The following is a 24246-nucleotide window of genomic DNA, read 5'->3' as shown; positions in this document are numbered from 1 at the left end:
CCCTCAGTCCCCGTCGGGCAGGACGAGGGAGAGCGCCCAGGAGACGATCGAGATGATCAGGCCGCCGAGGACGGCGGCCCAGAAGCCCTCCACGTGGAAGCTCAGGTCGAGCACGTCGGCCAGCCACGAGGTGAGCAGCAGCATCAGGGCGTTCACGATCAGTGTGAACAGGCCTAGCGTGAGTATGAACAGCGGGAGGGTCAGCAGCTGGACGAGCGGCTTGACCACGGCGTTCACCAGGCCGAACACGAGCGCGACCAGCAGCAGCGTGCCGACCTCCTTGCCCGTGCTGTCACCGGTCAGCGTGATCTTGTCGATCAGCCAGACGGCGACCGCCAGGGCGCCCGCGTTGGCGATCGTCTTGACTAGGAAATTCATCATGTGTCTGATCGTGGCAGAAGCGATCGGCACGAGCACTGGGCAGGGGCGACTAAGTCGATGAAGGCATTCCGGTTGGACGAGCTGGAGGCGGAGCGCGCCGCCAATGACGGTGCCTATCTGCAGTTCCTGCGTGAGCGGAACATGTCGGTCGGTCTGTACGCGCTCGATGCCGGCGAACTAGACCCGCAGAAGCCGCACAGCCAGGACGAGGTGTACCTGGTGGTGAGTGGCCGGGCCGCGCTCACGGTCGGCTTGGAGACCACCCAGGTCGCGCGCGGAAGTGTCGTGTACGTGCCCGCCGGGGTCGCCCACAAGTTCCACCACATCACCGAGGACTTGAGGGTCGTTGTGGTGTTCTCTCCGCCGGAGGGCTGACGTCCGCTTCGGTGTTCCCTAGGGGGACGATCAGGGACGGACAAGGGGTGCGAAGCCCCCGGGTGGCCCCCTCGTGGCCCTAGCATCGACAGCAGGACAGCAGAAGGCCCGGAATCAGGGCCCCGGTGGCGGGGCGACGGGTGGAGACACAAGGAGCAAGGGCGATGCGGGAGATCTTCGCGGGGATGCCGTGGTGGGTGAAGTGGATCGCGGTGCCGGTCATCGCCCTGCTGGTGTTCGGGGGGCTGATAGTCAGCGTCGTCCAGATCGTGGTGGGCCTGCTCTTCAAGGTGCTGGTCTTCGTGGCGCTGGTCGGCGGACTGGTCTACGTCGTAAGGAAGTTCACGGCGGGTTCCTCCTCGCGCGGCGACTGGTGAGGAGCCGGCACCGCGTAACGGGTGAGGCGAGAGTGGGTGAGCCCGGTCAGGGCGCGGCGGTAACAGGAACGTGAGGTTCCCTCGCCCGAGGGAAGTTTCCCGGCGGGGCCGTCTGCGGGCGGTGACGGGCGGCTAGAGTCCGGGAACTCGTCGCGGGCTCTACCCCCGCGGGCGGCGCATCTTCCTCCCGTGTCCCCTGCACGGGCGGCCCTCCTCGCGCTTCGGGAGTGACCCTTGGCCACGGCTGACACCGCACCCGCAGAACCGCTTTCTCCATCAGCCCGGCCGCGCCCCCGGTCGACACAGAGCGTCGTTCCGCCCACACAGCCGGGCCCCCGGTCGGCACCGGCGGCCGCCGTCGAGCAGTCGCGTGTCCGGGCCGCGGAAACCCATGTCCCGCAGCCGCCGCGTACGGTGCCTCCGAAGAGCCCGGCTCCCCCAGTGCAGCCACGGACCTCGCCGGGCGAGGAGGACATGCGATGCCCCGAACCGTCCGTGACGCAGGAGCAGGCGCGGTCCCAGGTGCGGACGCAGTCACCGGCGTCACCGGCGTCGGCGGCTCAGGCACAGGGGCAGCCACGGGCGGCATCGTCCCGTAAACAGGCGCAGCCGCTGGCACCGCCGACCAGGGCCCGGCCCCATGCGGCGGCGCCCCTACGCCCTGTGTCGCCCCTCGGGCACGGTCCGGGGAAAGGAGCGCGTATCCCGTCCCCGGCGTCGCCGACCGCGGCGGAGTCGAATTCCGGCACTCTGATCGGCTCCGTGCAGCGGGCGATGCGGCTGCTGGAGGCCGTCGCCGAGCGAGAACACGGGGCGCCCGCCAAACAGTTGGCGCGGGATGCCGGGCTCGCGCTGCCCACGGCGTACCACCTGCTCCGCACACTGGTCCACGAGGGCTATCTGCGCCGGGAGAAGGGGTTGTTCTTTCTAGGTGAGGCGGCCGAGCGGCTGAGCAGCAGCGGAGCGCAGCAGAAACGTCGCAGCACGGTGGGCGAGGCCCTGGCGCACTGGCGGGACGCGCTGGGTGTGCCCGTGTACTTCGCGATCTACCGGGACGGCGAGATCGAGGTCAAGTGCGTCGCCGACGGCCCGAACACTCCGGCGGTCGAGGAGTGGGCCGACTTCCGTGAGACCGGTCACGCACACGCCATCGGGCAGTGCCTGCTGTCCCAACTGGGCGACGAGGCGCGCCGCGACCACCTGGACCGCTATCCGGTGCAGTCGCTGACCCCGTACACGGTCCGTGACGACGAGACGCTGCTACGGCGCCTGGACCGGATCGGGCGCATGGAACCGGTCGTCGAGCGGCAGGAGTACGCCCTCGGGACGGTCTGCGCCGCGATTCCCATCACCGCGGGGACGACCGCCGGGACCCTCGCCATCTCGCTGCCCTCGCACCAGGCGGACCGACTGCTGCCGGTGGCCCATCAGTTGCAGACCGAGATCGGAAAGCTACTAGGGACACTCGCCATCTCTATCAGCATCTGAAAAATCACTCCTTGTGATCTCCCGTGTACTTTCAGCAAACTTCCAGAGGTGTCAGGCGGATGATTCCTGGCCAGTCGACGAACACGGCGGGGTAGGCGATGCGCGAGTCGGTACAGGCAGAGGTCATGATGAGCTTTCTCGTCTCGGAGGAGCTCTCCTTCCGCATCCCGGTGGAGCTGCGTTACGAGACCTGTGATCCCTATGCCGTGCGGCTGACCTTCCACCTGCCCGGCGATGCTCCGGTGACGTGGGCCTTCGGGCGGGAGCTGCTCATCGACGGTGTGGGGCGCCCGTGCGGCGACGGGGACGTCCACATTTCGCCCGCCGATCCGGAGACGTTCGGCGAGGTCCTGATCCGGCTCCAGGTGGGCACCGACCAGGCGATGTTCCGGGTTGGCACGGCGCCGCTGGTGGCCTTCCTGGACCGTACGGACAAGCTCGTGCCGCTCGGGCAGGAGCGTTCCCTCGCCGACTTCGACACTCTGCTCGACGAGGCTTTGGACCGCATCCTGGCGGAGGAGCAGAGCGCGGGGTGAACCCGTTACGGCACCGAGGTGCCGTAACGGTTCAGCGCTTGCGGCGGCGGCCTCTCCCCCCACGTGCCGGAGCGGGCACGGCCGCCGCTTCCGGGGCACCCGGGCGGTCGGCCGAGACGACCAGGGCAGCCAGCACGGTGGTCACCGGCACGGAGGCCACCAGACCGATCGAGCCGACGAGCGTGCGCACGATCTCCTCGGCGACGAGCTCGCTGTTGGCCACCGTGCCGACGCTGCTCTGCGCGATCGAGAAGAGCAACAGCAGCGGCAGCGCGGCACCGGCGTAGGCGAGGACGAGGGTGTTGACCACCGACGCGATGTGGTCCCGGCCGATCCGGATACCCGCGCGGTACAGCCCCCGCCACCCCATCGCCGGATTGGCCTCGTGCAGTTCCCAGACCGCCGACGTCTGCGTGACCGTCACATCGTCGAGCACACCGAGCGAACCGATGATGACGCCCGCGAGCAGCAGACCGCTCATGTCGATCGTCGGGTACAGCCCATGGATCAGACCGGTGTTGTCGTCCGTGTTGCCGGTCAGGTAGGCCCAGTCGATGAATCCAGAGCCCAGCAGGCCGATCAACAGCAGGGAGATCAGGGTGCCGATCACCGCCACGGATGTTCGGGCCGAGAGCCCGTGGCACATGTAGAGGGCGATCAGCATGATGGCGCTCGCCCCGACCACCGCCACCACCAGCGGGTTCGAGCCCTGCAGAATGGCCGGCAGGACGAAGAGGGTCAGCACCAGGAAGCTGATGGCCAGCGCCACCAGGGCCATGACACCACGCATGCGGCCCACCACCACGACGGCGAGCGCGAAGATCCCGGCGAGCAGCGCCATCGGGAACTTCCGGTTCACATCGGTGACCGAGTACTGCAGGTCCTTGGGCGCGGCAGGTTCGTACGCGACCACGACCTCCTGGCCCTCCTCCAACTGCCGTGACTGGTCCGGCTGAACGATCTCCGTGAACGTACGGCCCTTGTCGTCGCCGGTGTCGACCCGGATCGTGGCCTTCTTGCACGTGCCGTTTGCCTGCTGCTGGGCGGACGAGCCCTCGGCGGTGGACGTGTCGCCGGTCGGGGTGCCGCCCGAGGCGTTCACCGACGAGCAGTCGACCTCGTCGACCTTGGTGACGGTGGCCTGCTGCGTCTGTCGGTCGAAGCCCACCCCGGTGCGCTCGTGCGCCGGGGCGCCGCCGGGCCAGAGCACGACGAGGCCCACGACCACCGCGGTGGCGAAGGGGATCAGCACCGCCGCGATGACCTTGCGCAGGTGCTGCGAAACGGGTGCGGCGGGGCCGTGGCTGTGGCTGTGGGAATGCCCGTGGCCGCCGCCTGAGGACGGGCCTTGGTCATGTCCGTCACCAGAGCCGTGGCCGCCCCCAGAGCCGTGGCCGCCAAAACCGTGGCCGCCGCCGGAACCGTGGCCGTGGCCACCGTCGGATCCATGTCCGTGGCCGTTTCCGGGGCCATGGCCATGGGGCGGCTCGGGGGGTGGAGGCGGGGGCTGCTGCGTCGTGGTCACCGACCGATCATCGCAAGAACGAGCGATGCCCACTGTTCACCGCGCCACATCTGCCGCTAGCGTGGAGCCACCTTTGCACACGCGGGAGCTCGGAGCACCGGGCTGAGAGGGCGCTGACCTCCGCAGACGCGATGTTTCACGTGGAACATCGTCGGGCGGAAATCGCTGCGTCGACCGCTGAACCTGTTACCGGGTAATGCCGGCGTAGGGAGTAGGTCTCATGACCATCGAGGACACACGCACGCCTGCCTCCAACCAGACGGGCGGGACGTCCGCCTCGTCCGCGAGCGGGACGAACCGGGGCGAACAGCCTTTGGAGGCCGGGAAGTCCATCGGCTGGCACAAGGCGTACATCGAGGGCTCGCGCCCCGATCTGCGGGTGCCGGTCCGCCAGGTGCACCTCACGAACGGGCAGTCGGTCACCCTGTACGACACCTCGGGCCCGTACACCGATGCGAGCGCGGAGACCGACGTCAGGAGGGGGCTGGTCCCCCTTCGCGAGAACTGGATCATCGCCCGGGGAGACACCGAGGAGTACGCGGGGCGTCCCGTCCGCCCCGAGGACGACGGGGTCAAGCACACCTCGCCGCGTGGCGGACTGCGCAACCTCGACGCGGTGTTCCCGGGGCGGCCGCGCCAGCCGCGCCGGAGCCGTGACGGCCGGGCGGTGACGCAGCTCGCGTACGCACGACGCGGGGAGATCACCCCGGAGATGGAGTACGTGGCCGTACGGGAGAACGTCTCGCCGGAGGTCGTCCGCGAGGAGATCGCCGCGGGCAGGGCCGTACTGCCCGCGAACGTCAACCACCCGGAGATCGAGCCGATGATCATCGGCAAGCGGTTCCTGGTGAAGGTCAACGCCAACATCGGCAACTCCGCGGTCACCTCCTCCATCGAGGAGGAGGTCGACAAGATGACCTGGGCGACCCGGTGGGGCGCCGACACGGTCATGGACCTGTCCACCGGCCGGAACATCCACACCACCCGCGAATGGGTGTTGCGCAACTCCCCCGTCCCCATCGGTACGGTGCCGCTCTACCAGGCGCTTGAGAAGGTCGACGGCAGGGCCGAGGAGCTGACCTGGGAGATCTACAAGGACACGGTCATCGAGCAGGCCGAGCAGGGCGTGGACTACATGACAGTTCACGCGGGCGTGCGCCTCGCGTATGTGCCGCTCACCGCGAACCGCAAGACAGGCATCGTCTCGCGGGGCGGCTCGATCATGGCGGCCTGGTGCCTGGCGCACCACAAGGAGTCGTTCCTCTACGAGAATTTCGCGGAACTGTGCGAGGTCCTCGCCGCCTACGACGTCACGTACTCCCTCGGCGACGGCCTTCGGCCGGGCTCCATCGCGGACGCCAACGACGAAGCGCAGTTCGCGGAGTTGCGTACGCTCGGGGAACTCAACACGATCGCCAAGAGTTTCAACGTACAGACCATGATCGAGGGCCCGGGACATGTCCCGATGCACAAGATCAAGGAGAACATCGACCTGCAGCAGGAGATCTGCGATGAGGCTCCGTTCTATACGCTCGGCCCGCTGACCACGGACGTCGCACCGGCGTACGACCACATCACCTCGGGCATAGGCGCCGCGATGATCGCGTGGTGGGGCACTGCGATGCTCTGCTACGTCACGCCCAAGGAGCACCTGGGACTGCCCAATCGTGATGACGTGAAGACCGGCGTCATCACCTACAAGATCGCGGCTCATGCGGCGGACCTCGCCAAAGGACACCCGGGCGCACAGGAATGGGACGACGCGCTGTCGGACGCCCGCTTCGAGTTCCGCTGGGAGGATCAGTTCAACCTGGCCCTCGACCCCGACACGGCCCGTGAGTTCCATGACGAGACGCTCCCGGCGGAGCCGGCCAAGACGGCCCACTTCTGCTCCATGTGCGGCCCGAAGTTCTGCTCGATGAAGATCAGCCAAAGCATCGCCGAGCGGTTCGGCGGTTCGGCGGCTGAGGGTGCTTCACAGGAGGAGATCGCTGAGGGGATGCTCCAGAAGTCGAAGGAATTCGCGGAGAGCGGGAACCGGGTGTATCTGCCGCTGGCGGAATGAGAATCGGGGTGCGATGCCTTGGCGCTCCAGGGCATCGCATCCTTGAGGACCGCAGCAAGTCTGCCCTCCTGCTCTCCCGGCGGGCAGACTGCCTCCATGACAGCGAGAGCACTGAGCAAGGGCGCCAACCTTCCCGTCGATTCTCCTACGGTGCGTGTCGAGCTGACCTGGTCCGAAGGGGTCGGCACACCCGATGTCGACGCCTCGGCGCTGTTGCTCACTGGCGTCGGACGTGTCCGCGACGACGGTGACTTCGTCTTCTACAACCAGCCGCAGCACACGTCGAATGCTGTGGCCCATCTGGGAAAGCAGAGTGCCGGCGGTGTTCTCACCGATACGGTCGAGGTGAATCTGCACTTGCTCGAGCCGGCTGTCGAGCGGGTCGTGCTGTGCGCGTCGGCCGATGGCGGAACGTTCGGACAGGTGCCAGGGCTGACCCTGAGGCTGTTGGATGCCGGGACGCGGACCGAGATCGTACGGTTTCCCATGGAGGCCGGGACGGAGACCGCGTTCATCGGCGGCGAGCTGTATCTACGGGCGGGGCAGTGGAGGTTCCGCGCAGTCGGTCAGGGCTATGCCTCCGGGCTCGCCGGGCTGGCCTCCGATTTCGGCATCACCGTCGACGATGCGCCCTCGGACACGTCCGCGTTCTCGCCGGAACCTGTCTCGGCACCACCTGTCCCAGTACCATTTGTCCCAGCCGCGGCACCGGTCGGCCCGCGGCTCAGCAAGGAAGAGGAACAGCTGCCCGTCGACATGCGCAAGCGTCTGTCGCTGCGTAAGGAGCAGGTGGCGGTCAGCCTCAGGAAGCATGGAGCAGCCGGAGTCACCGCACGTGTCATTCTGGTTCTGGACGCCTCCGGATCCATGTCCTACCTCTACTCCAAGGGCGTCGTCGCCGATGTCGTGGAGCGCATGGCAGCGGTTGCCGCGCAGCTGGACGATGACGGTCAAATGCAGGCCTGGACGTTCGCTTCGAATGCGGCGCGCCTGCCAGACCTGCGACTCGGGGACCTTCCCGAATGGCTGCGACTGCACGTCCGGGTGGGCCAGATCAGCCTCTTCCGCCGAAGCAGGAAGCCGGGCAGAGGACTGCAAGCCGGCCAGGTCGATATGCGGATGGTTGGCATCCAGAACGAGGAACAGAAGGCGATCGCCCAAGTCCGGACGTATGTCCGGGAGAATCCTGCCGCTGCCCCCACCTTCGTGCTGTTCTTTTCGGACGGTGGTGTCCACCGCAACGCCCTGATCGAGCAGGAGCTGCGGGATGCCGTCGAGGAGCCGATCTTCTGGCAGTTCGTGGGACTGGGACGATCCAACTACGGAGTGCTGGAACGCTTCGACACCCTGCCTGGACGTCGCGTCGACAACGTCGGATTCTTCGCTGTGGACGACATCAGCACAGTCCCCGACCAGGAGCTGTACGACCGGCTTCTCTCCGAATTCCCGACCTGGGTGGCTGCCGCCGGCCAGGCGGGCATCCTTTGATCCGATGCTTCCGGGCCATCGCAGGCAGGTGGCCGTTCTCGACCAAGATCTCCCAGGGTGTCCGTCGTGAACACGGTGGTTCCCGGGCCTAGGCCGAGGCGGTCAGGGAGCGGAAAGCCGAGGAGTTCGCGGAGGCGGGCAACCGGGTCCTTCTGCCGATGTCGGACCGACACGCGTCGGCGCCGAGGGTGGCGCGGGCGGCGGGCGTGGTGCGGCCGTGACTGTCGCTGCCCGCGCGCGACGAGCGGCGCTCTTCCGGCCGGTTGCCGGGAGAGCCCGCCGCCGAGGGGGCGGTGCCGTGGGGCCGGCCCCGGGGGCGTACCGGGTAGGCCGCCGAAGCCCGGTGGGTTCCGGGGCGGCGGCCGGAGCCCTGGTGCTACTCGGGCTGGTGTTCCGGCCCGCCGAAGTCCGGGCTGGAGAAGTCCGGACTGCTGTAGCTGGGGCGGGAGCGTGAGCTGGCGCTGTCCGGGCTGCTGCTGAAGCTCGGGCGGTTGTATCCGAGATGCGGCATGCGGCTGGGCGGGGCAGGCCGGTCCGGCTCGCTCAGCACCGCCGGGCCCGGGTTGGCGAGGGCGTCGCGGAGGAATGGGAGGATGCCGCGCTCCAGAAGCGTTTCGCGCCAGGCTTCCCTGGCCCGGGTCACCTCCTCGTTCAGTTCGCTGCGGACCCCGTCGTCCAGGAGGGCGGTGGCGTTGTTGCGCAGGGCGGTGAGGAGGAGGCCGACCGCGGCCACCAGGATCGCCGCCGCGGTGACCGCGCCGAAGACCCACCCCGTGGTGAGAAGCGTCTCGGCGATCGCACGCTCGGGGTCGAGCACCTTCATGACGTACCCCACGAGCAGGAAGAGCACCGCGGCGGTTCCGGCGAGGACGGGAGCGAGCACAGCGGCGATGGCGCCGACACCAGCGCCCGCTGCCTCGGTGACCTCGCCCACGGTGGTCGCGAGTCCCACGGCGGTGCCGTCCGGTTCGCTGGAGCCGGACCCCGTCCCCTCATGGGCGGGTGCGGTCGCCGACGACGGGCTGCGGAATTCGCTGCGGACCTTTACGTAGTACTGGTATTCGGTCGCTGCGGCGGCCGTGATGATCGCCGTGGCGTTGAGGGCCATGGTGCGCAGCTGTTCGGGGTTGAGCCGCTGGAGACCGGCGGCGAATTCCGGGCGGTGTGGTGCGGAGCGCAGCGCCTCGCCGAGGATCCGCTCGTATTCCTGGCGGTCCTCACTGAGCAGGTGCTGCGGAACGCTGTTCATGTGCATCCCCCGATGCTCCGTAGGGCTTGTGGCTCGGCATGCTGACGAGCCGTCGGGCAGAAACGGAGGGGAGCCTGCTACGGATAAGCCGATGGTAGAGCGGTGACGGCAGGCCGTGACAGGGGGTTTGAAAAAATTGGGCCCTGGCCAGCGAAGTCTGCCGACGTGTGACGCCTGCCCGCTGACGGCTCAGGTACGCAGGGGAAGTTCCTGGACCAGCAGCTTTCCGGCCATGGTCACGCCGCCGTCCATGGCGACGGCCAGACCCTCCGCATAGGTGTACGGGCCGTTGACCGAGGGGCCTGTGCGGTCCTCGCCGTCCTCCGAACCGACCTCGCCCAGGAGGTACGGAATGGGGCTGTGGCCATGGACGATGCGGGTGCCACCATAGGTCTCCAGCAGCGAGCGCACGGCATCGGCGCCGCCCTCGTCGCGGAAGGAGAAGCGTCGGGTGAACTTGCGGAAGAGGTCCCAGACCTCGTCCGGGTCGTTGCGCGTGATCGTCTCGCGGACGGTGTCGTTGACCGCCTCGATGGAGTCGCCGTAGTCGCGGTAGGCGGTGGTGTCGGAGTGCACCAGGAGATGCCCGTCGACCTCCTCCATGGCGTCCAGACGAGCCATCCACTGGAGGTGGTGGTCCTGGAGGCGGTCCATGTCGGTCTTCTGGCCGCCGTTGAGGAGCCAGGCCGCCTGGAAGGTGGCGGTGCCCGCGCCGGAGTTGACCGGGGTGTCGCCGAACCGCTTGGCGCCGAGCAGCAGCAGCTCGTGGTTGCCCATGAGGGCCTTGCAGTAGCCGCCGGCGGCGGCCGCCTCGGCGGACAGACGCATCACGAGGTCGATGACGCCGATGCCGTCCGGGCCCCGGTCGGTGAAGTCGCCGAGGAACCAGAGCCGGGCGGTGCCCGCCGACCAGTTGCCCGCGTCGTCGACGAGGCCCTTCTCGCCGAGTGCGGCGAGGAGCTCGTCGAGGTAGCCGTGGACGTCCCCGACGACGAAGAGCGGCCCCGGCCGGGCGGCGGACTGCTCGGCCGCCGCGGCCTGCGGGTCGATCACGACCTGAAGAGTGTCACCCCGGTTGATCACCGGCAGGTCCCGCTGGGTCGGGGTGTACCCCTCTGGGTAGCCCTCGGGTTCCTCGGTGGGCCGGGAGGCCTCACCGGGGTCCGTGGTGTGTCCGTACGGACCGGCCTCGTGGACGTACGCGGGCACGCGGAAATCGCGCACCGTCGGCGTCCGCACCTCGGGTCCCTGACCGGCCCCCTGAGTCATCGACCCCTCCACCACCATCGCCCGCATCTGCACCGCATCGGACTGCCTGGTCGCAGCGGCCCGCGGTGTGTGCGCCCATCATAGGAATGCGGATCGCGCCATGTGATGACCCAGGGGTGGTGAAATGGCGCGGGGCCCCAGTTCACCGCGGTTTTCTCCCGAATTGGGCGGGGCTCTCCCCGCCCAATTCCCGTTCGGATCCTCAGATCGGGCGTCAACCCTCTTCAGGTGATCGTGGCGGGCTGACCGTCGTACGCGGTGGACGCCGCTCGGACGAGGTCCGCACGATCAGCTCCGTCGGTATCACCTGCTCGACCGGTTGGTCCGATTCGACCCCCTCGATGGCGTCGATGAGGAGCTGGACCACGGCCGTGCCGATCCGGCGCGGCTTGAGCGAGAGCGTGGTGATCGGCGGCTCGGTGGTCGCGTACACGGTGGACTCGCTGCAGCAGACGAGCAACAGGTCCTCGGGGACGCGCAGACCGTATCGCCGGGCGGCGGCCAGCAGATCGGTGCCGTTGGGGTCGAAGAGGCCGTAGACCGCGTCCGGGCGGTCCGGCCGGGCCAGCAGCCGGTCGGCGGCGACGGCACCCGCGCACGGATCGTGCGCCGGATAGGACTCGTACACCGGATCCTGGCCCACGCGCTCGCACCAACGCAGGTATGCGGTGGTGGAGAGATGTGTGTACGTGTCCGTCGTGGTGCCCGTGAGGAGTCCGATCCGGCGGGCGCCCGCGTCGGCCAGATGGTCGAGGATGCCGAGGACGGCGTCCTCGTGGTCGTTGTCGACCCATGCGGTGACCGGCAGTGAGCCGGCCGGTCGGCCGTCGGAGACCACTGGTAAGCCCTGGCGGACCAGTTCGCTGACGACCGAGTCGTGGTCGGAGGGGTCGATGACCACGGTGCCGTCCAGGGCGACGTTCGACCACACGTCGTGACGCGATGTCGCGGGGAGGATGACCAGGGCGTAGCCCCGGGCCAGCGCGGCCGAGGTGGCGGCCCGCGCCATTTCCGCGAAGTACGCGAACTCGGTGAAGGTGAAAGGTTCATCCCCGTACGTGGTCACGGTCAGGCCGATGAGGCCGGACTTGCCGGTTCTGAGGGTTCGGGCCGCCGCCGAGGGGCGGTAGCCAAGTCGGTCGGCGACCTCGCGTACATGGCGTCGGGTGGCGTCCGGGAGCCGGCCCTTGCCGTTGAGGGCGTCGGAAACGGTCGTGATGGAGACTCCGGCGGCGGCGGCCACGTCCCGGATGCCCGCCCGGCCCGACCGGCTGCCTCGGCGGGGAGTTTCCGCGCGGCTCACCTGGTGCTTCCCTGCTGCTGTCATGGCGAGCCGATAGTAGGGCTCATGCGGTGGGGTAGTGCGGACGCATATGCACTCGTTGACAGGCACGTTTCTGCATGGTCATTAAGGGGCAATATCCTTGCATTGCAAGGGAGTTGAAGGATCCAATGCCAGTACGTGGCTTGTCGACGCGCATGGGCCTGCCAAGTAGCTCATGTTTCGAAGAGGTCTCAACTCACCTGCATGGGTGATGCGCGCCACGGCGCGAGCCACCGGCGCGTGCGCTCGCGAGCAGCGCGCCCCCTGATTCGTACACGTTCGTGCGCTGATGCCCGTGGGGCGGATGGGACGGCAGAGGCGTGGACGAGGGGACAGCGGTCGCGTGACCACGGTGTGGACGCGGTTGTCCACAGGCCATTCGCAGGGGCGCCGAATCCTCATAGGGTGAGAAGCATTACGTCGACGAGGAGGACTGCGGTGAGCGAGACGAGCCCCAAGCTGCGAGCCGAGCTGGAGGGTATTCCCACCTACAAGCCCGGCAAGCCGGCCGCGGCGGGCGGCCCGGTGGCGTACAAGCTGTCCTCCAACGAGAACCCCTATCCGCCGCTGCCCGGTGTGCTGGAGAGCGTGACGGGGTCGGCCGCGTCCTTCAACCGGTACCCGGACATGGCGTGCACGGGGCTGATGAGCGAGCTCGCGAACCGCTTCGGGGTGCCGGTCACGGACCTGGCCACGGGCACCGGCTCGGTCGGCGTGGCCCAGCAGTTGCTGCAGGCGACCTCGGGCCCCGGCGACGAGGTGATCTACGCCTGGCGGTCGTTCGAGGCGTACCCGATCATCACGCAGGTCAGCGGGGCCACGTCGGTGCAGGTGCCGTTGACGGCGGACGATGTGCACGACCTGGACGCGATGGCGGACGCGATCACCGACCGGACCCGGCTGATTTTCGTCTGCAACCCGAACAACCCGACGGGGACGGCGGTCCGCCGGGCCGAGCTGGAGCGGTTCCTCGACCGGGTGCCCGGTGATGTGCTGGTGGTGCTGGACGAGGCGTACCGCGAGTTCGTGCGGGACGTCGAGGTGCCGGACGGCGTCGAGTTCTACCGCGAGCGGCCGAACGTCTGTGTGCTGCGCACCTTCTCCAAGGCGTACGGGCTCGCGGGACTCCGGGTGGGATTCGCGATCGCTCATGAACCGGTGGCGGCCGCCCTGCGCAAGACGGCCGTGCCGTTCGGTGTGAGCCAGCTCGCACAGGACGCAGCGGTCGCCTCGCTGCGCGCAGAGGACGAGCTTCTCGGCCGGGTCGGCTCGCTGGTCTGCGAGCGGAACCGGGTCGTCGAGGCGCTGCGCGGCCAGGGCTGGTCGGTGCCGGAGACCCAGGCGAACTTCGTGTGGCTCCGGCTGGGGGAGCGCACGGTCGAGTTCGCCGGTGCGTGCGAGCAGGCCGGTGTCGTCGTGCGGCCGTTCCCGGGCGAGGGTGTGCGTGTGACGATCGGCGAGACCGAGGCGAACGACATCTTCCTCAAGGTGACGGAGGCGTTCCGCAAGGAGCTCTAGAGGGTCCTGGAGGGCCTGGAGGGCTTCTGAGCAGGGGGTTCGGGGTTTTCTCCGGACCCCCTGCTGTTTTTGGACCCCCCGCTCCCATCTCGAACGGGCATGCGTCATAATTGCTTGTGAATGTGAACGCGTTCACAAGCTCGTCCCGGTTGTCCTGAGATGTACGTGACAGGCGGGACAAACTGCCGCAGTGCCACGGCATGTAAGGAGAAGACGTGGACCTCGCTCTGGCGCCGGAGACCCTGGCGCGCTGGCAGTTCGGTATCACGACCGTCTACCACTTCCTCTTCGTCCCGCTCACGATCTCGCTCGCCGCCCTCACTGCCGGCCTGCAGACCGCATGGGTGCGCTCGGGAAAGGAGAAGTACCTCAAGGCCACCAAGTTCTGGGGCAAGCTCTTCCTGATCAACATCGCCATGGGTGTCGTCACCGGCATCGTGCAGGAGTTCCAGTTCGGTATGAACTGGTCCGACTACTCCCGCTTCGTCGGTGATGTCTTCGGGGCCCCGCTCGCCTTCGAGGCGCTCATCGCCTTCTTCTTCGAGTCCACCTTCATCGGCCTGTGGATCTTCGGCTGGGACAAGCTTCCACAGAAGATCCATCTGGCCTGCATCTGGATGGTCTCCATCGGCACGATCCTGTCGGCGTACTTCATCCTTGCGGCCAACTCCTGGATGCAGCACCCCGTCGGCTACCGGATCAACGAGGCCAAGGGCCGGGCCGAGCTCACCGACTTCTGGCTCGTCCTGACCCAGAACACCGCGCTCACCCAGGTCTTCCACACCCTCTCGGCGGCCTTCCTCGCCGGTGGCGCCTTCATGGTCGGCATCGCCGCCTTCCACCTGGCCCGCAAGAAGCACATCCCGGTGATGAAGACCTCGCTGCGACTCGGCCTGGTCACCGTGGTGATCGCCGGCATGCTCACCGCGATCAGCGGCGACCTGCTCGGCAAGGTCATGTTCAAGCAGCAGCCGATGAAGATGGCCGCCGCCGAGGCCCTCTGGGACGGCGAGGCGCCCGCGCCCTTCTCCGTCTTCGCCTACGGCGATGTCGACAAGGGGCACAACAAGGTCGCCATCGAGGTCCCCGGTCTGCTGTCCTTCCTCGCCAACGACGACTTCGACTCGTACGTCCCGGGCATCAACGACGTCAACAAGGCCGAGCAGGCGAAGTTCGGGCCCGGCGACTACCGGCCCAACATCCCCGTCGCCTACTGGGGCTTCCGCTGGATGATCGGCTTCGGCATGGCGTCCGTCGCCATCGGCGTCGTCGGGCTCTGGCTCACCCGCAAGAGGTTCCTGCTGCCGCAGCACCTGCGGGTCGGCGACGACGAGGTGCCGCATCTCGTCCTGCTGCCGAAGAAGGCCCTCGGCCCGACCCTCACCAAGTGGTACTGGCGCATCGCGGTCCTGACCCTGGGCTTCCCGCTGATCGCCAGCTCCTGGGGCTGGATCTTCACCGAGATGGGCCGCCAGCCGTGGGTCGTCTATGGCGTGCTGCGCACCGAGGACGCGGTCTCCCCCGGTGTCTCCCAGGGCGAGATCCTCACCTCGATGATCGTCTTCACCACGCTGTACGCCATCCTCGCCGTCGTCGAGGTCAAGCTGCTCGTGAAGTACGTCAAGGCGGGACCGCCCGAGCTGACGGAGGCCGACCTCAACCCGCCCACGAAGATCGGCGGCGACTCCCGTGACGCCGACAAGCCGATGGCCTTCTCGTACTAGGCCGCACCGGGCCAAGGGAGCACAGTCATGGAACTTCACGACGTCTGGTTCGTCCTCATCGCCGTCCTCTGGATCGGCTACTTCTTCCTGGAGGGCTTCGACTTCGGGGTCGGTGTCCTCACCAAGCTGCTGGCCCGGAACCGTCCGGAGAAGCGGGTCCTCATCAACACCATCGGGCCGGTCTGGGACGGCAACGAGGTGTGGCTGCTGTCGGCGGGCGGCGCGACCTTCGCCGCCTTCCCCGAGTGGTACGCCACGCTCTTCTCCGGCTTCTACCTGCCGCTGCTGCTCATCCTGGTCTGTCTGATCGTCCGTGGTGTCGCCTTCGAGTACCGGGTGAAGCGGCCCGAGGAGAACTGGCAGCGCAACTGGGAGACGGCGATCTTCTGGACCTCGCTGCTCCCCGCGTTCCTGTGGGGCGTGGCCTTCGCCAACATCGTGCGCGGAGTCAAGATCGACCGCGACTTCGAGTACGTGGGCACTCTCGGGGATCTGCTCAACCCGTACGCCCTGCTGGGCGGTCTGGTCACGCTGACGCTGTTCACCTTCCACGGAACGGTGTTCGTCGGTCTCAAGACGGTCGGGGACATCCGGGAGCGGGCGCGGAAGCTGGCGCTTCGCGTCGGTGCCGTGTCGGCCGGACTGGCGCTGCTCTTCCTGCTCTGGACCCAAATCGAAAAGGGTGACGGCGTTTCGCTGTTCGCGGCGGTCGTGGCGGTCGCCGCGCTCGTGACGGCACTGGCGGCGGTGCAAGGGGGGCGTGAGGGCTGGGCGTTCGCCCTGTCGGGGGTCACCATCGTGGCTGCCGTCGCGATGCTCTTCCTCACGCTCTTCCCGAACGTCATGCCGTCCTCGCTGAACGAGGACTGGAGCCTCACGGTCACCAACGCCTCGTCCAGCCCGTACACCCTGAAGATCATGACGTGGTGCGCGGCCATCGCCACACCGGTCGTGATGCTCTACCAGGGGTGGACGTACTGGGTGTTCCGCAAGCGGATCGGTACACAGCACATCGCCGAGTCGGCGCACTGAGTCCCGGCGGGGATGGGTGGTTGACGATGTTTCACGTGAAACATCCATCCTCGGCCTGAAGAGGCATGTTTCACGTGAAACATGCCTGCCGAGAAGAGGGTGTTTCACGTGAAACCGATCGACCCACGACTGTTGCGATACGCCCGCGCCACCCGCCTCTTCCTGGTGGTGGCCGTCGGCCTGGGTGTTGTCGGGGCAGCGCTGGTCATCGCTCAGGCCATGCTCATCGCGGAAGTGGTGGTCGGTGCCTTCCAGCACGGGATGCCGGTCACCGAACTCCGCACTCCTCTGCTGCTCTTGGCGGCGGTCGCGCTGGGGCGGGCCCTGGTCTCCTGGCTCACCGAGCTGGCCGCTCACCGCGCGAGTGCGGCGGTGAAGTCGGAGTTGCGGGGACGGCTGCTGGAGCGGGCAACCGCGCTGGGGCCCGGTTGGCTGAGCGGGCAGCGCACCGGCTCGCTGGTCGCCCTCGCCACCCGGGGGGTCGAGGCGCTCGACGACTACTTCTCGCGCTATTTGCCGCAGCTGGGCCTTGCCGTCGTCGTGCCTGTCGCGGTGCTCGCGCGGATCGTCACCGAGGACTGGGTGTCTGCGGCGATCATCGTCGGCACGCTGCCACTGATCCCGGTCTTCATGGTGCTCATCGGCTGGGCGACCCGCTCGCAGATGGACCGTCAGTGGCGGCTCCTGTCACAGCTGTCGGGGCATTTCCTGGACGTCGTCGCCGGGCTGCCCACGCTGAAGGTGTTCGGCCGGGCCAAGGCGCAGGCCGAGTCGATCAAGCGGATCACCGGCGAGTACCGGCAGGCGACCATGCGGACGCTGCGGATCGCCTTCCTGTCGTCCTTCGCGCTGGAGCTGCTGGCGACGATCTCGGTCGCACTGGTCGCGGTCACCATCGGCATGCGGCTCGTGCACGGCGAGATGGACCTGTACACCGGGCTGGTCATCCTTGTGCTGGCCCCCGAGGCATATCTGCCGGTCCGGCAGGTGGGCGCCCAGTTCCACGCGGCCGCCGAGGGACTCGCGGCGGCCGAGGAGATCTTCGAGGTCCTGGAGACACCGGTGCCGATGCCCGGGGCCGGGGCTGTGCCGTCCGCCGGTGACATCCGCTTCGACGGGGTGACCGTCCGGTACCCCGGGCGGTCGTACGACGCGGTCTCGGACGTTTCCCTCACGGTGGCCTCCGGGGAGACGGTGGCCCTCGTCGGGCCGAGCGGTGTGGGCAAGTCGACGCTGCTGAATGTCCTGCTGGGGTTCACGGAGGCGACGGCGGGCGGGGTGCGGGTCGGGGGAGCCGATCTCGCCTCGCTCGACCTGGACGAGTGGCGTTCGCGCGTGGCCTGGGTGCCGCAGCGGCCGCACCTGTACGCCGGGTCGATCGCCGAGAACGTACGCCTGGCCCGTCCGGACGCGGACGAGGCGGCGGTACGGCGGGCGCTCACCGACGCGGGGGCGCTGGAGTTCGTGGACGCGCTGCCCGCCGGGGCCGAGACGGTCCTCGGTGAGGACGGCGCCGGCCTCTCTGCCGGACAGCGGCAACGGCTCGCCCTCGCCCGTGCGTTCCTCGCCGACCGGCCCGTGCTGCTCCTCGACGAGCCGACGGCCTCGCTGGACGGGGAGACCGAGACAGAGGTCGTGGACGCGGTGCGGCGGCTGGCGGTGGGACGGACCGTGCTGTTGGTGGTCCACCGGCCGGCGCTGCTGCGGGTGGCGGATCGGGTGGTGCGGCTGGAGGGGCGGGCGGCTGAGGTGTTGCCCATCCAGGAGCCTTCGTCGAGGGAACCCGCCGGTTCGCTCGGGCCGCTCCGGGGAGGAACAGGGGAGCCCCTGGGCGAGTCCGGCGTTCTTGGAACGGCGGTCGTGCGGCCCGTCGGTGCGGACGACGAGAGAACTGCCGCCGTGCGTGCGCCCCTCGCTGCAGTTGGAGCCGGGAGCACGGTGCCTCGCCCCGACACGATGCCCCACGCCTCCCGGCGAGGTGTACTCGGCCGCGTCCGCCACATGGCCGGGCCGCGCCGGGGTCGGCTCGCCCTCGCCCTGCTGCTGTCCAGCCTCGCGCTGGGCAGTGCCGTCGGGCTGATGGCGACCTCCGGGTGGTTGATCTCGCGGGCCTCGCAGCAGCCTCCGGTGCTGTATCTGATGGTCGCGGTGACGGCGACGCGGGCGTTCGGGATAGGACGGGCGACGTTCCGGTACGCGGAGCGACTGGTGTCGCACGACGCCGTGCTGAGGATGCTGGCCGACACGCGGGTGGCCGTCTACCGGCGGCTGGAGCGGCTGGCGCCAGCCGGGTTGCGGACGACCCGGCGGGGTGATCTGCTCTCGCGGCTGGTCGCCGATGTGGACACCCTGCAGGACTACTGGGTGCGCTGGCTGCTGCCTGCCGGGGCCGCGGCGGCCGTCTCCGCCGCCTCCGTCGGGTTCACCGCCTGGCTGCTGCCCGAGGCCGGCATGGCTCTCGCCGTCGGGCTGCTCGCCGCCGGGGCGGGGGTACCCCTCGTGACCGGAGCCGTGGCCCGGCGGGCGGAGCACCGGCTGGCGCCGGCCCGGGGGGTGCTCGCCACCCGCGTGGCCGATCTGCTCACCGGCACCGCCGAGTCGACGGTCGCGGGCGCCCTGCCGGCGCGTATCGCCGAGGCACGGCAGGCCGACCATGTGCTCACCCGGATCGCCTCCCGAGCCGCCACCGCCACCGCGCTCGGTGACGGGCTCACCGCGCTCGTCTCCGGGCTCACCGTCGCCGTCACCGCGCTCTTCGGCGCACAGGCCGTCGGTGACGGGCGGCTGAGCGGTGTGGCCATGGCCGTCGTCGTGCTCACCCCACTGGCCGCGTTCGAGGCGGTGCTCGGGATACCGCTGGCCGTCCAGTTCCGCCAGCGGGTGCGCAGGAGCGCGGAGCGTGTGTACGAGGTGCTGGACGCACCCGACCCCGTACGCGAACCGGAGGCGTCGGCCGAGGCGCCGGTGTCGCCGTTCCCGCTGCGGCTCGAAGGGCTCGGCACGCGGTACGCCGGGCAGGACCGGGACGCGCTCGCCGGGCTGGATCTCACGCTCGAACAGGGGCGCAGGATCGCGGTGGTCGGTGTCTCGGGGGCAGGCAAGACGACGCTCGCACAGGTGCTGCTGCGCTTTCTGGACGCGCGGGAAGGGACGTACACGCTGGGCGGCGTGGACGCGTACACGCTCGACGGGGACGCTGTACGGCGGCTCGTGGGGCTGTGCGCCCAGGACGCGCACCTCTTCGACAGTTCGGTCCGGGAGAACCTGCTGCTCGCCCGAAAGGGCGCGGGTGAGGAGGAGCTGCGGGACGCGCTCGCGCGGGCGCGGCTGCTCGACTGGGCCGACGAACTGCCCGACGGGCTGGACACCCTGATCGGCGAACAAGGGGCGCGGCTGTCCGGCGGCCAGCGTCAGCGGCTCGCCCTCGCCCGCGCGCTGCTGGCCGACTTCCCCGTCCTCGTTCTCGACGAGCCCGCGGAACACCTGGACCTGCCGACGGCCGACGCGCTCACCGCGGACCTGCTGGCCGCGACCGAGGGCCGTACCACCTTGCTGATCACCCATCGGCTGGCCGGTCTCGACGCCGTGGACGAGGTCGTCGTGCTGGCGGATGGGCGGGTCGCGCAGCGCGGGGCCTACGCGGAACTGGCCGTGGTGGATGGTCCCTTGCGGGCGATGGTGGAGCGGGAGGCGGCGGGGGAACTACTGGCCGGGGTCTGAGTGATTCGCTGCGGTCGGGAAACGACGGGGGTGCGACAGGGGCTCACCGCGCGCCACGGCCCCTGGGGTTGCTGTTCCGTCCTCTGCCGTCCTCTGCCATCGGGCCGCCGTCGTATGGCCCGACCGTCGACCAAGACCGATGCCGAGTGACATCGGACGTCCGATCGGTCGCCGGCCTGCGGCTCCGGCGCAGTTCCCTCAAGTTCTTTCCTTCGCGGCCTCTTCCGTCCAGGCCCGTCTCGTACCGCTCAGCCACGTCCGCGAGTCCCCGCGCCGAACACGCCGCAGCCGAGCCGCTGTTCGGCCCAGCTCCTTGACCCGTCCGGGGCACGGCGTCCCCCAGCCGTACGACTCGAACAGGACGGCGGTGCCAGGCACGGGCCACGATCGCTGACATGCGCTTCTCTGGCCGACACCCGCTGTTCGTCGTCGTGCTGCTGTGCGCCTCGGCGGTTCTGGTGCCCCGACCGGCGGTGGCCGACAGAGACGGTGGTGGGGCCCCGGGCACGCCTGCCGAGGCAGGGATGAGCGGCCAGGTGGCGCGCCTGTTCGAGGAAGCGGCGGTGGCTACGCAACGGTACGAGGCGGGGCGGCGGGCGGCGGAGACGCAGAAGACGAAGGCGAAACGACTGGAGACGCTGCTCGCCCGGGAGCGGAAGCAGATCGCGGTGCTGAACGCTGCCCTCGGACGGATCGCGCGCGCCCAGTACCGCGAGGGCGGTGGGGTGCCGTACACCGCGCAGATGCTGTTCGCGGAGGATCCGGAGGAGCTGATGCGCGGTCAGCGGGCCGTCTGGCAGGCCGACCTGGCGGTCAACAACGCCGTGACCAAGAACCGTCGCGCGGAGGCGAGGCTCGCCGAGGACGAGGGGAAGGCCGCTGCGGCATGGCGGGCGTTGGACGAGCGGAAGACAGGACTCGCCGAGAGCAAGCAGGCGATCCGACAGAAGCTCGAAGAGGCGCAGTGGACGCTCCAGGGGCAGGCCGACGCCGCGGTCGCGGCCGGCGCCTGCCGGGGAGCCGTCAGGCTGGACCAGCCGCCTGGTGCGCTCTCGAACACGTGGGTCACGCCTGTGGACACGTACGAACTCTCCGCGGGCTACGGCAGCGGCGGTGAGCGCTGGGCCGGTCAGCACACCGGGCAGGACTTCGCGGTGCCGATCGGCACGCCGGTGCGGGCCGTCGGGGCCGGGCGTGTGGTGAAGGTCTCGTGCGGGGGCGCTTTCGGCATCGAGATCGTCGTCGAACACGAGGACGGCTACTACACGCAGTACGCGCACCTCGCCGCCGTCACCGTCGACCAGGGCGAACGGGTGGCCCCGGGGCAGTGGCTCGGCCAGTCGGGGACCACCGGCAACTCCACCGGACCGCACCTGCACTTCGAGGTGCGGGTCACCCCGGAGCTGGGATCGGGTGTGGACCCCGTGCCGTGGCTGCGGAACCACGGGGTGGAGTTGTAGCCGACTGTCCCGGTACGGGGTCGGCCGTGGGCGAAGGGGCTCTCGTGAGCGGAACACTGCCTCGTCAGCAGCCCGGCGGTCGTGAGCGGAGTGGCGCCGGTGGGTCGGCGGCCTCCGGCTACAGGCGCTCCGCCAGCAGCCGCTCGATCACGACCGCCACCCCGTCCTCGTTGTTGGCCACGGTTCGGCCGGAGGCCGCCGCGAGGACGTCCGGATGCGCGTTGCCCATGGCGTACGACCGACCTGCCCAGGTGAGCATCTCGACGTCGTTCGGCATGTCACCGAAGGCGACGACCTCTTCGTGGGAGATACCGCGCTCGGCGCAGGACAGGGCGAGGGTGCTGGCCTTGGAGACGCCCGGTCCGCTGATCTCCAGCAGCGCGCTGGGGCTGGATCGGGTGATCGTGGCACGGTCGCCGACGGCGAGACGGGCGGTGGCGAGGAAGTCGTCGGGGTCGATCGACGGGTGGTACGCGAGAATCTTCAGCACCGGCTCGTCGTCGGCCACACCGCCCGGAGCAAGCAGTTTCTCGGCGGGCGCGAGAGCGTCGGGGATCTCCATGTGCAGCCTCGGGTACTCGGGCTCCTGATGGAAGCCGTACGTCTGCTCGACCGCGTACACCGTGCCCGGCGCGGCATCGCGCAGCAGCCGCACGGCGTCGAGGGCGTTCGCCCGCGCGAGCTCGCGGACCTTGACGAAGCGATGGGCGCCCGGGCCGCCGTGCAGGTCGACCACGGCGGCGCCGTTTCCGCAGATCGCGAGGCCGTGGCCGTGGACGTGTTCGCTGACCACGTCCATCCAGCGGGCCGGGCGCCCGGTGACGAAGAAGACCTCGACGCCGGCCTCCTCGGCGGCCGCGAGGGCGGCGACGGTGCGGGGGGAGACCGACTTGTCGTCGCGGAGCAGGGTGCCGTCGAGATCCGTGGCTATCAGCCGGAGCGGGACGGTCGGGGCCGGGGTCTCGGGCTGTCTCGTCGCTGAGGTCACGGACCCCATTGTCGCGCATATGCGCGCACGGTCGTGCGGGCGCCTGCACAGGTGAGTGATTACCGCCCTGGGCCGCCCGCTACGAGCGCTGTCACGAGCGGCCGACCCGCGCTCCTACGGAGAGGGCCGTGCTGGGCCGTGCACGCCCCGGCCGCGACGCTCGGGGGCGCTCTCAGGCCAGCTGAGCGGGTGCCTCCATGGCGATCCGCTCGAAGACCTTCTCGTCCGCGGCGAAGTCCGAGTCCGGGATCGGCCAGTGGATGACGATGTCGGTGAAGCCCAGCTCGGCGTGGCGTCCCGCGAAGTCCACGAATGCGCCCAGGGACGCCAGCGGTCGACCGCGGTCCGGAGTGAAACCCGTGAGGAGGATCTTGTCGAGCCGGGCCGCGTCCCGGCCGAGCGCGGCGGCCGTGTCGGCCAGCCTCTCGACCTGCCCGCGAATGGCTTGAACCGACTGCTCGGGGGTGCCCGCCTCGAAGAGCTTGGGGTCTCCGGTGGTCACCCACGCCTGCCCGTACCGTGCGGCCAGCCGCATCCCGCGCGGCCCGGTGGCGGCCACGGCGAAGGGCAGCCGGGGGCGCTGGACGCAGCCGGGGATGTTGCGCGCCTCGTGGGCGGAGTAGTGGTCGCCCTCGTACGAGACGGAGTCCTCGGTGAGCAGCCGGTCGAGGAGGGGGACGAACTCGGCGAGCCGGTCGGCGCGCTCACGCGGCGTCCACGGCTCCTGGCCGAGCGCGGTGGCGTCGAAGCCGGTGCCGCCCGCACCGACACCGAGGGTTACCCGGCCGCCCGAAATGTCGTCGAGGGAGATCAGTTCCTTGGCGAGGGTCACCGGGTGGCGGAAATTCGGCGAGGTCACGAGCGTGCCGAGGCGCAGACGGTCGGTGACGGCGGCTGCGGCGGTCAGGGTCGGCACGGCACCGAACCACGGCCCGTCCCGGAAGGTCCGCCATGACAGGTGGTCGTAGGTGAACGCGGTGTGGAACCCGAGCTGCTCGGCCCGCTGCCACGTGTCACGGCCGCCCTCGTGCCAGCGGAGGTAAGGCAGGATCACGGTGCTCAGACGCAGACTCATACGTCGAGCGTAAGGGCAGCCGTCGGATGGTCCCGCTCAGTGCGGCTCGGGGAACCGCAGGTAGCGGGGCGGAACTGCCTCCGTCAGCCACACCCCGTTGTCGCTGACACGGAAGACGTGGCCGTCGCGGTGCATGGCACCCGCGTCCACGGAGAGCACGACGGGCCGGCCGCGGCGGGCGCCGACGCGGGTGGCGGTCTCACGGTCGGGTGAGAGGTGCACGTCGTGCCGGTTCATGGCGCGCAGGCCTTCGGCGCGGATCGCGCCCAGATAAGCCGCCACGGTCCCGTGGTAGAGGTACGGCGGCGGGGTCGCCGGGGGAAGGCCGAGGTCGACCTCGACGGTGTGGCCCTGGCTGGCGCGGATCCGGTCGCCCTCGACGGCGAAGCGCTGCTTGTCGTTGGCCTCGACCACGTGGTCGAGTTCCGCCCTGGTGAAGCCGAAGCCGTGTGCGGCGGCAGCCTCGATGAGCGTGTCGATCCTGACCCAGCCACCCTCGTCGAGCGTGAGTCCGATGCGCTCCGGCTGGTGTCGGAGGTGTTTGGAGAGGTACTTCGACACTCTCACGGTACGTCGTTCGTTCATCCCGTCAGCGTGCCTGGCGAGACCCGCGTCACGCACTTGATTTTGATCCGGATGTTTGATCCACAGC

General features: G+C 69.4%; 19 protein-coding genes. 11 read left to right on the top strand and 8 right to left on the bottom strand.

Going from position 1 to position 24246, the window contains the following annotated elements:
* Positions 1 to 3 precede the first annotated feature (3 nt).
* Positions 4 to 381 (bottom strand): phage holin family protein, encoded by a 378-nt coding sequence (locus tag OG858_RS22850; protein WP_328544525.1) that lies wholly within the window; start codon positions 379 to 381, stop codon positions 4 to 6.
* Positions 382 to 438: 57 nt separating this feature from the next.
* Between OG858_RS22850 and OG858_RS22845 the strand changes: the two genes are divergently transcribed.
* The 4 genes from OG858_RS22845 to OG858_RS22830 all read left to right on the top strand — a co-directional run bounded on the left by OG858_RS22845 (position 439) and on the right by OG858_RS22830 (position 3157).
* Positions 439 to 756: a cupin domain-containing protein gene (locus OG858_RS22845; protein WP_046704297.1), complete on the top strand. Its 318-nt coding sequence runs from the start codon at positions 439 to 441 to the stop codon at positions 754 to 756.
* A gap of 164 nt (positions 757 to 920) precedes the next feature.
* The gene (locus OG858_RS22840) at positions 921 to 1133 is read left to right on the top strand and encodes a DUF5326 family protein (RefSeq protein ID WP_086747008.1); all 213 of its coding nucleotides are present in this window, start codon (positions 921 to 923) and stop codon (positions 1131 to 1133) included.
* Positions 1134 to 1895: 762 nt separating this feature from the next.
* Entirely contained in the window at positions 1896 to 2621 is a 726-nt protein-coding gene (locus OG858_RS22835; RefSeq protein ID WP_086747007.1) for an IclR family transcriptional regulator, read from the top strand.
* Positions 2622 to 2719: 98 nt separating this feature from the next.
* The gene (locus OG858_RS22830; protein WP_086747006.1) at positions 2720 to 3157 is read left to right on the top strand and encodes an SsgA family sporulation/cell division regulator; all 438 of its coding nucleotides are present in this window, start codon (positions 2720 to 2722) and stop codon (positions 3155 to 3157) included.
* A 31-nt stretch (positions 3158 to 3188) separates the two neighbouring features.
* On the opposite strand, the gene OG858_RS22825 is transcribed toward OG858_RS22830, so the two are convergent.
* The gene (locus OG858_RS22825) at positions 3189 to 4682 is read right to left on the bottom strand and encodes a YibE/F family protein (RefSeq protein WP_086747005.1); all 1494 of its coding nucleotides are present in this window, start codon (positions 4680 to 4682) and stop codon (positions 3189 to 3191) included.
* Positions 4683 to 4902: 220 nt separating this feature from the next.
* Between OG858_RS22825 and thiC the strand changes: the two genes are divergently transcribed.
* Positions 4903 to 6747, top strand: coding sequence for a phosphomethylpyrimidine synthase ThiC (gene thiC / locus OG858_RS22820; RefSeq protein ID WP_086747004.1), 1845 nt, complete (start codon positions 4903 to 4905; stop codon positions 6745 to 6747).
* Positions 6748 to 6843: 96 nt separating this feature from the next.
* Positions 6844 to 8235: a VWA domain-containing protein gene (locus tag OG858_RS22815; RefSeq protein WP_086747003.1), complete on the top strand. Its 1392-nt coding sequence runs from the start codon at positions 6844 to 6846 to the stop codon at positions 8233 to 8235.
* Positions 8236 to 8611: 376 nt separating this feature from the next.
* Here the strand turns inward: OG858_RS22815 and OG858_RS22810 are convergent, their stop codons facing one another.
* The 3 genes from OG858_RS22810 to OG858_RS22800 all read right to left on the bottom strand — a co-directional run bounded on the left by OG858_RS22810 (position 8612) and on the right by OG858_RS22800 (position 12080).
* A complete protein-coding gene (locus OG858_RS22810) occupies positions 8612 to 9490 on the bottom strand; it encodes a hypothetical protein (RefSeq protein WP_086747002.1) in 879 nt (292 codons plus the stop codon).
* Between the two features lie 183 nt (positions 9491 to 9673).
* Positions 9674 to 10768 (bottom strand): metallophosphoesterase, encoded by a 1095-nt coding sequence (locus OG858_RS22805; RefSeq protein ID WP_256960234.1) that lies wholly within the window; start codon positions 10766 to 10768, stop codon positions 9674 to 9676.
* 199 nt (positions 10769 to 10967) lie between these two features.
* Positions 10968 to 12080: a LacI family DNA-binding transcriptional regulator gene (locus OG858_RS22800; protein ID WP_086747001.1), complete on the bottom strand. Its 1113-nt coding sequence runs from the start codon at positions 12078 to 12080 to the stop codon at positions 10968 to 10970.
* Positions 12081 to 12515: 435 nt separating this feature from the next.
* Here OG858_RS22800 and hisC point away from each other — a divergent pair, with 435 nt between their 5' ends.
* The 5 genes from hisC (at position 12516) to OG858_RS22775 (ending at position 21531) form a co-directional block, all read left to right on the top strand.
* Positions 12516 to 13595, top strand: coding sequence for a histidinol-phosphate transaminase (gene hisC / locus OG858_RS22795; protein WP_086747000.1), 1080 nt, complete (start codon positions 12516 to 12518; stop codon positions 13593 to 13595).
* 215 nt (positions 13596 to 13810) lie between these two features.
* Positions 13811 to 15319 carry a cytochrome ubiquinol oxidase subunit I gene (locus OG858_RS22790; protein WP_086746999.1) on the top strand — a complete coding sequence of 503 codons (1509 nt, stop codon included), beginning with the start codon at positions 13811 to 13813 and terminating at the stop codon, positions 15317 to 15319.
* A gap of 27 nt (positions 15320 to 15346) precedes the next feature.
* Positions 15347 to 16351 (top strand): cytochrome d ubiquinol oxidase subunit II, encoded by a 1005-nt coding sequence (gene cydB, locus OG858_RS22785; RefSeq protein ID WP_086746998.1) that lies wholly within the window; start codon positions 15347 to 15349, stop codon positions 16349 to 16351.
* 108 nt (positions 16352 to 16459) lie between these two features.
* Entirely contained in the window at positions 16460 to 20071 is a 3612-nt protein-coding gene (gene cydD / locus OG858_RS22780; protein ID WP_328544526.1) for a thiol reductant ABC exporter subunit CydD, read from the top strand.
* A 395-nt stretch (positions 20072 to 20466) separates the two neighbouring features.
* A complete protein-coding gene (locus tag OG858_RS22775) occupies positions 20467 to 21531 on the top strand; it encodes a M23 family metallopeptidase (protein WP_328544527.1) in 1065 nt (354 codons plus the stop codon).
* Between the two features lie 118 nt (positions 21532 to 21649).
* Here the strand turns inward: OG858_RS22775 and OG858_RS22770 are convergent, their stop codons facing one another.
* From OG858_RS22770 to OG858_RS22760, 3 genes are all read right to left on the bottom strand, one after another.
* Entirely contained in the window at positions 21650 to 22519 is an 870-nt protein-coding gene (locus OG858_RS22770) for an HAD family hydrolase (RefSeq protein ID WP_086747021.1), read from the bottom strand.
* Between the two features lie 172 nt (positions 22520 to 22691).
* Positions 22692 to 23594: an LLM class flavin-dependent oxidoreductase gene (locus tag OG858_RS22765; RefSeq protein ID WP_319260234.1), complete on the bottom strand. Its 903-nt coding sequence runs from the start codon at positions 23592 to 23594 to the stop codon at positions 22692 to 22694.
* A gap of 36 nt (positions 23595 to 23630) precedes the next feature.
* The gene (locus OG858_RS22760; protein WP_327724460.1) at positions 23631 to 24179 is read right to left on the bottom strand and encodes an RNA 2'-phosphotransferase; all 549 of its coding nucleotides are present in this window, start codon (positions 24177 to 24179) and stop codon (positions 23631 to 23633) included.
* Positions 24180 to 24246 lie beyond the last annotated feature (67 nt).

Source organism: Streptomyces europaeiscabiei, from assembly GCF_036346855.1.
GTDB lineage: Bacteria > Actinomycetota > Actinomycetes > Streptomycetales > Streptomycetaceae > Streptomyces > Streptomyces europaeiscabiei.
Note: the sequence above shows the minus strand (reverse complement) of the source record. Positions and strands in the feature narration are given on the sequence as shown.

Excerpts from the sequence above, each read along its gene's own strand:
- OG858_RS22850 (WP_328544525.1), bottom strand. The coding sequence starts at position 381 with ATGATGAATTTCCTAGTCAAGACGATCGCCAACGCGGGCGCCCTGGCG.
- OG858_RS22845 (WP_046704297.1), top strand. The coding sequence starts at position 439 with ATGAAGGCATTCCGGTTGGACGAGCTGGAGGCGGAGCGCGCCGCCAAT.
- OG858_RS22840 (WP_086747008.1), top strand. The coding sequence starts at position 921 with ATGCGGGAGATCTTCGCGGGGATGCCGTGGTGGGTGAAGTGGATCGCG.
- OG858_RS22830 (WP_086747006.1), top strand. The coding sequence starts at position 2,720 with ATGCGCGAGTCGGTACAGGCAGAGGTCATGATGAGCTTTCTCGTCTCG.
- thiC (WP_086747004.1), top strand. The coding sequence starts at position 4,903 with ATGACCATCGAGGACACACGCACGCCTGCCTCCAACCAGACGGGCGGG.
- OG858_RS22815 (WP_086747003.1), top strand. The coding sequence starts at position 6,844 with ATGACAGCGAGAGCACTGAGCAAGGGCGCCAACCTTCCCGTCGATTCT.
- OG858_RS22810 (WP_086747002.1), bottom strand. The coding sequence starts at position 9,490 with ATGCACATGAACAGCGTTCCGCAGCACCTGCTCAGTGAGGACCGCCAG.
- OG858_RS22800 (WP_086747001.1), bottom strand. The coding sequence starts at position 12,080 with ATGACAGCAGCAGGGAAGCACCAGGTGAGCCGCGCGGAAACTCCCCGC.
- cydB (WP_086746998.1), top strand. The coding sequence starts at position 15,347 with ATGGAACTTCACGACGTCTGGTTCGTCCTCATCGCCGTCCTCTGGATC.
- OG858_RS22775 (WP_328544527.1), top strand. The coding sequence starts at position 20,467 with ATGCGCTTCTCTGGCCGACACCCGCTGTTCGTCGTCGTGCTGCTGTGC.
- OG858_RS22765 (WP_319260234.1), bottom strand. The coding sequence starts at position 23,594 with ATGAGTCTGCGTCTGAGCACCGTGATCCTGCCTTACCTCCGCTGGCAC.
- OG858_RS22760 (WP_327724460.1), bottom strand. The coding sequence starts at position 24,179 with ATGAACGAACGACGTACCGTGAGAGTGTCGAAGTACCTCTCCAAACAC.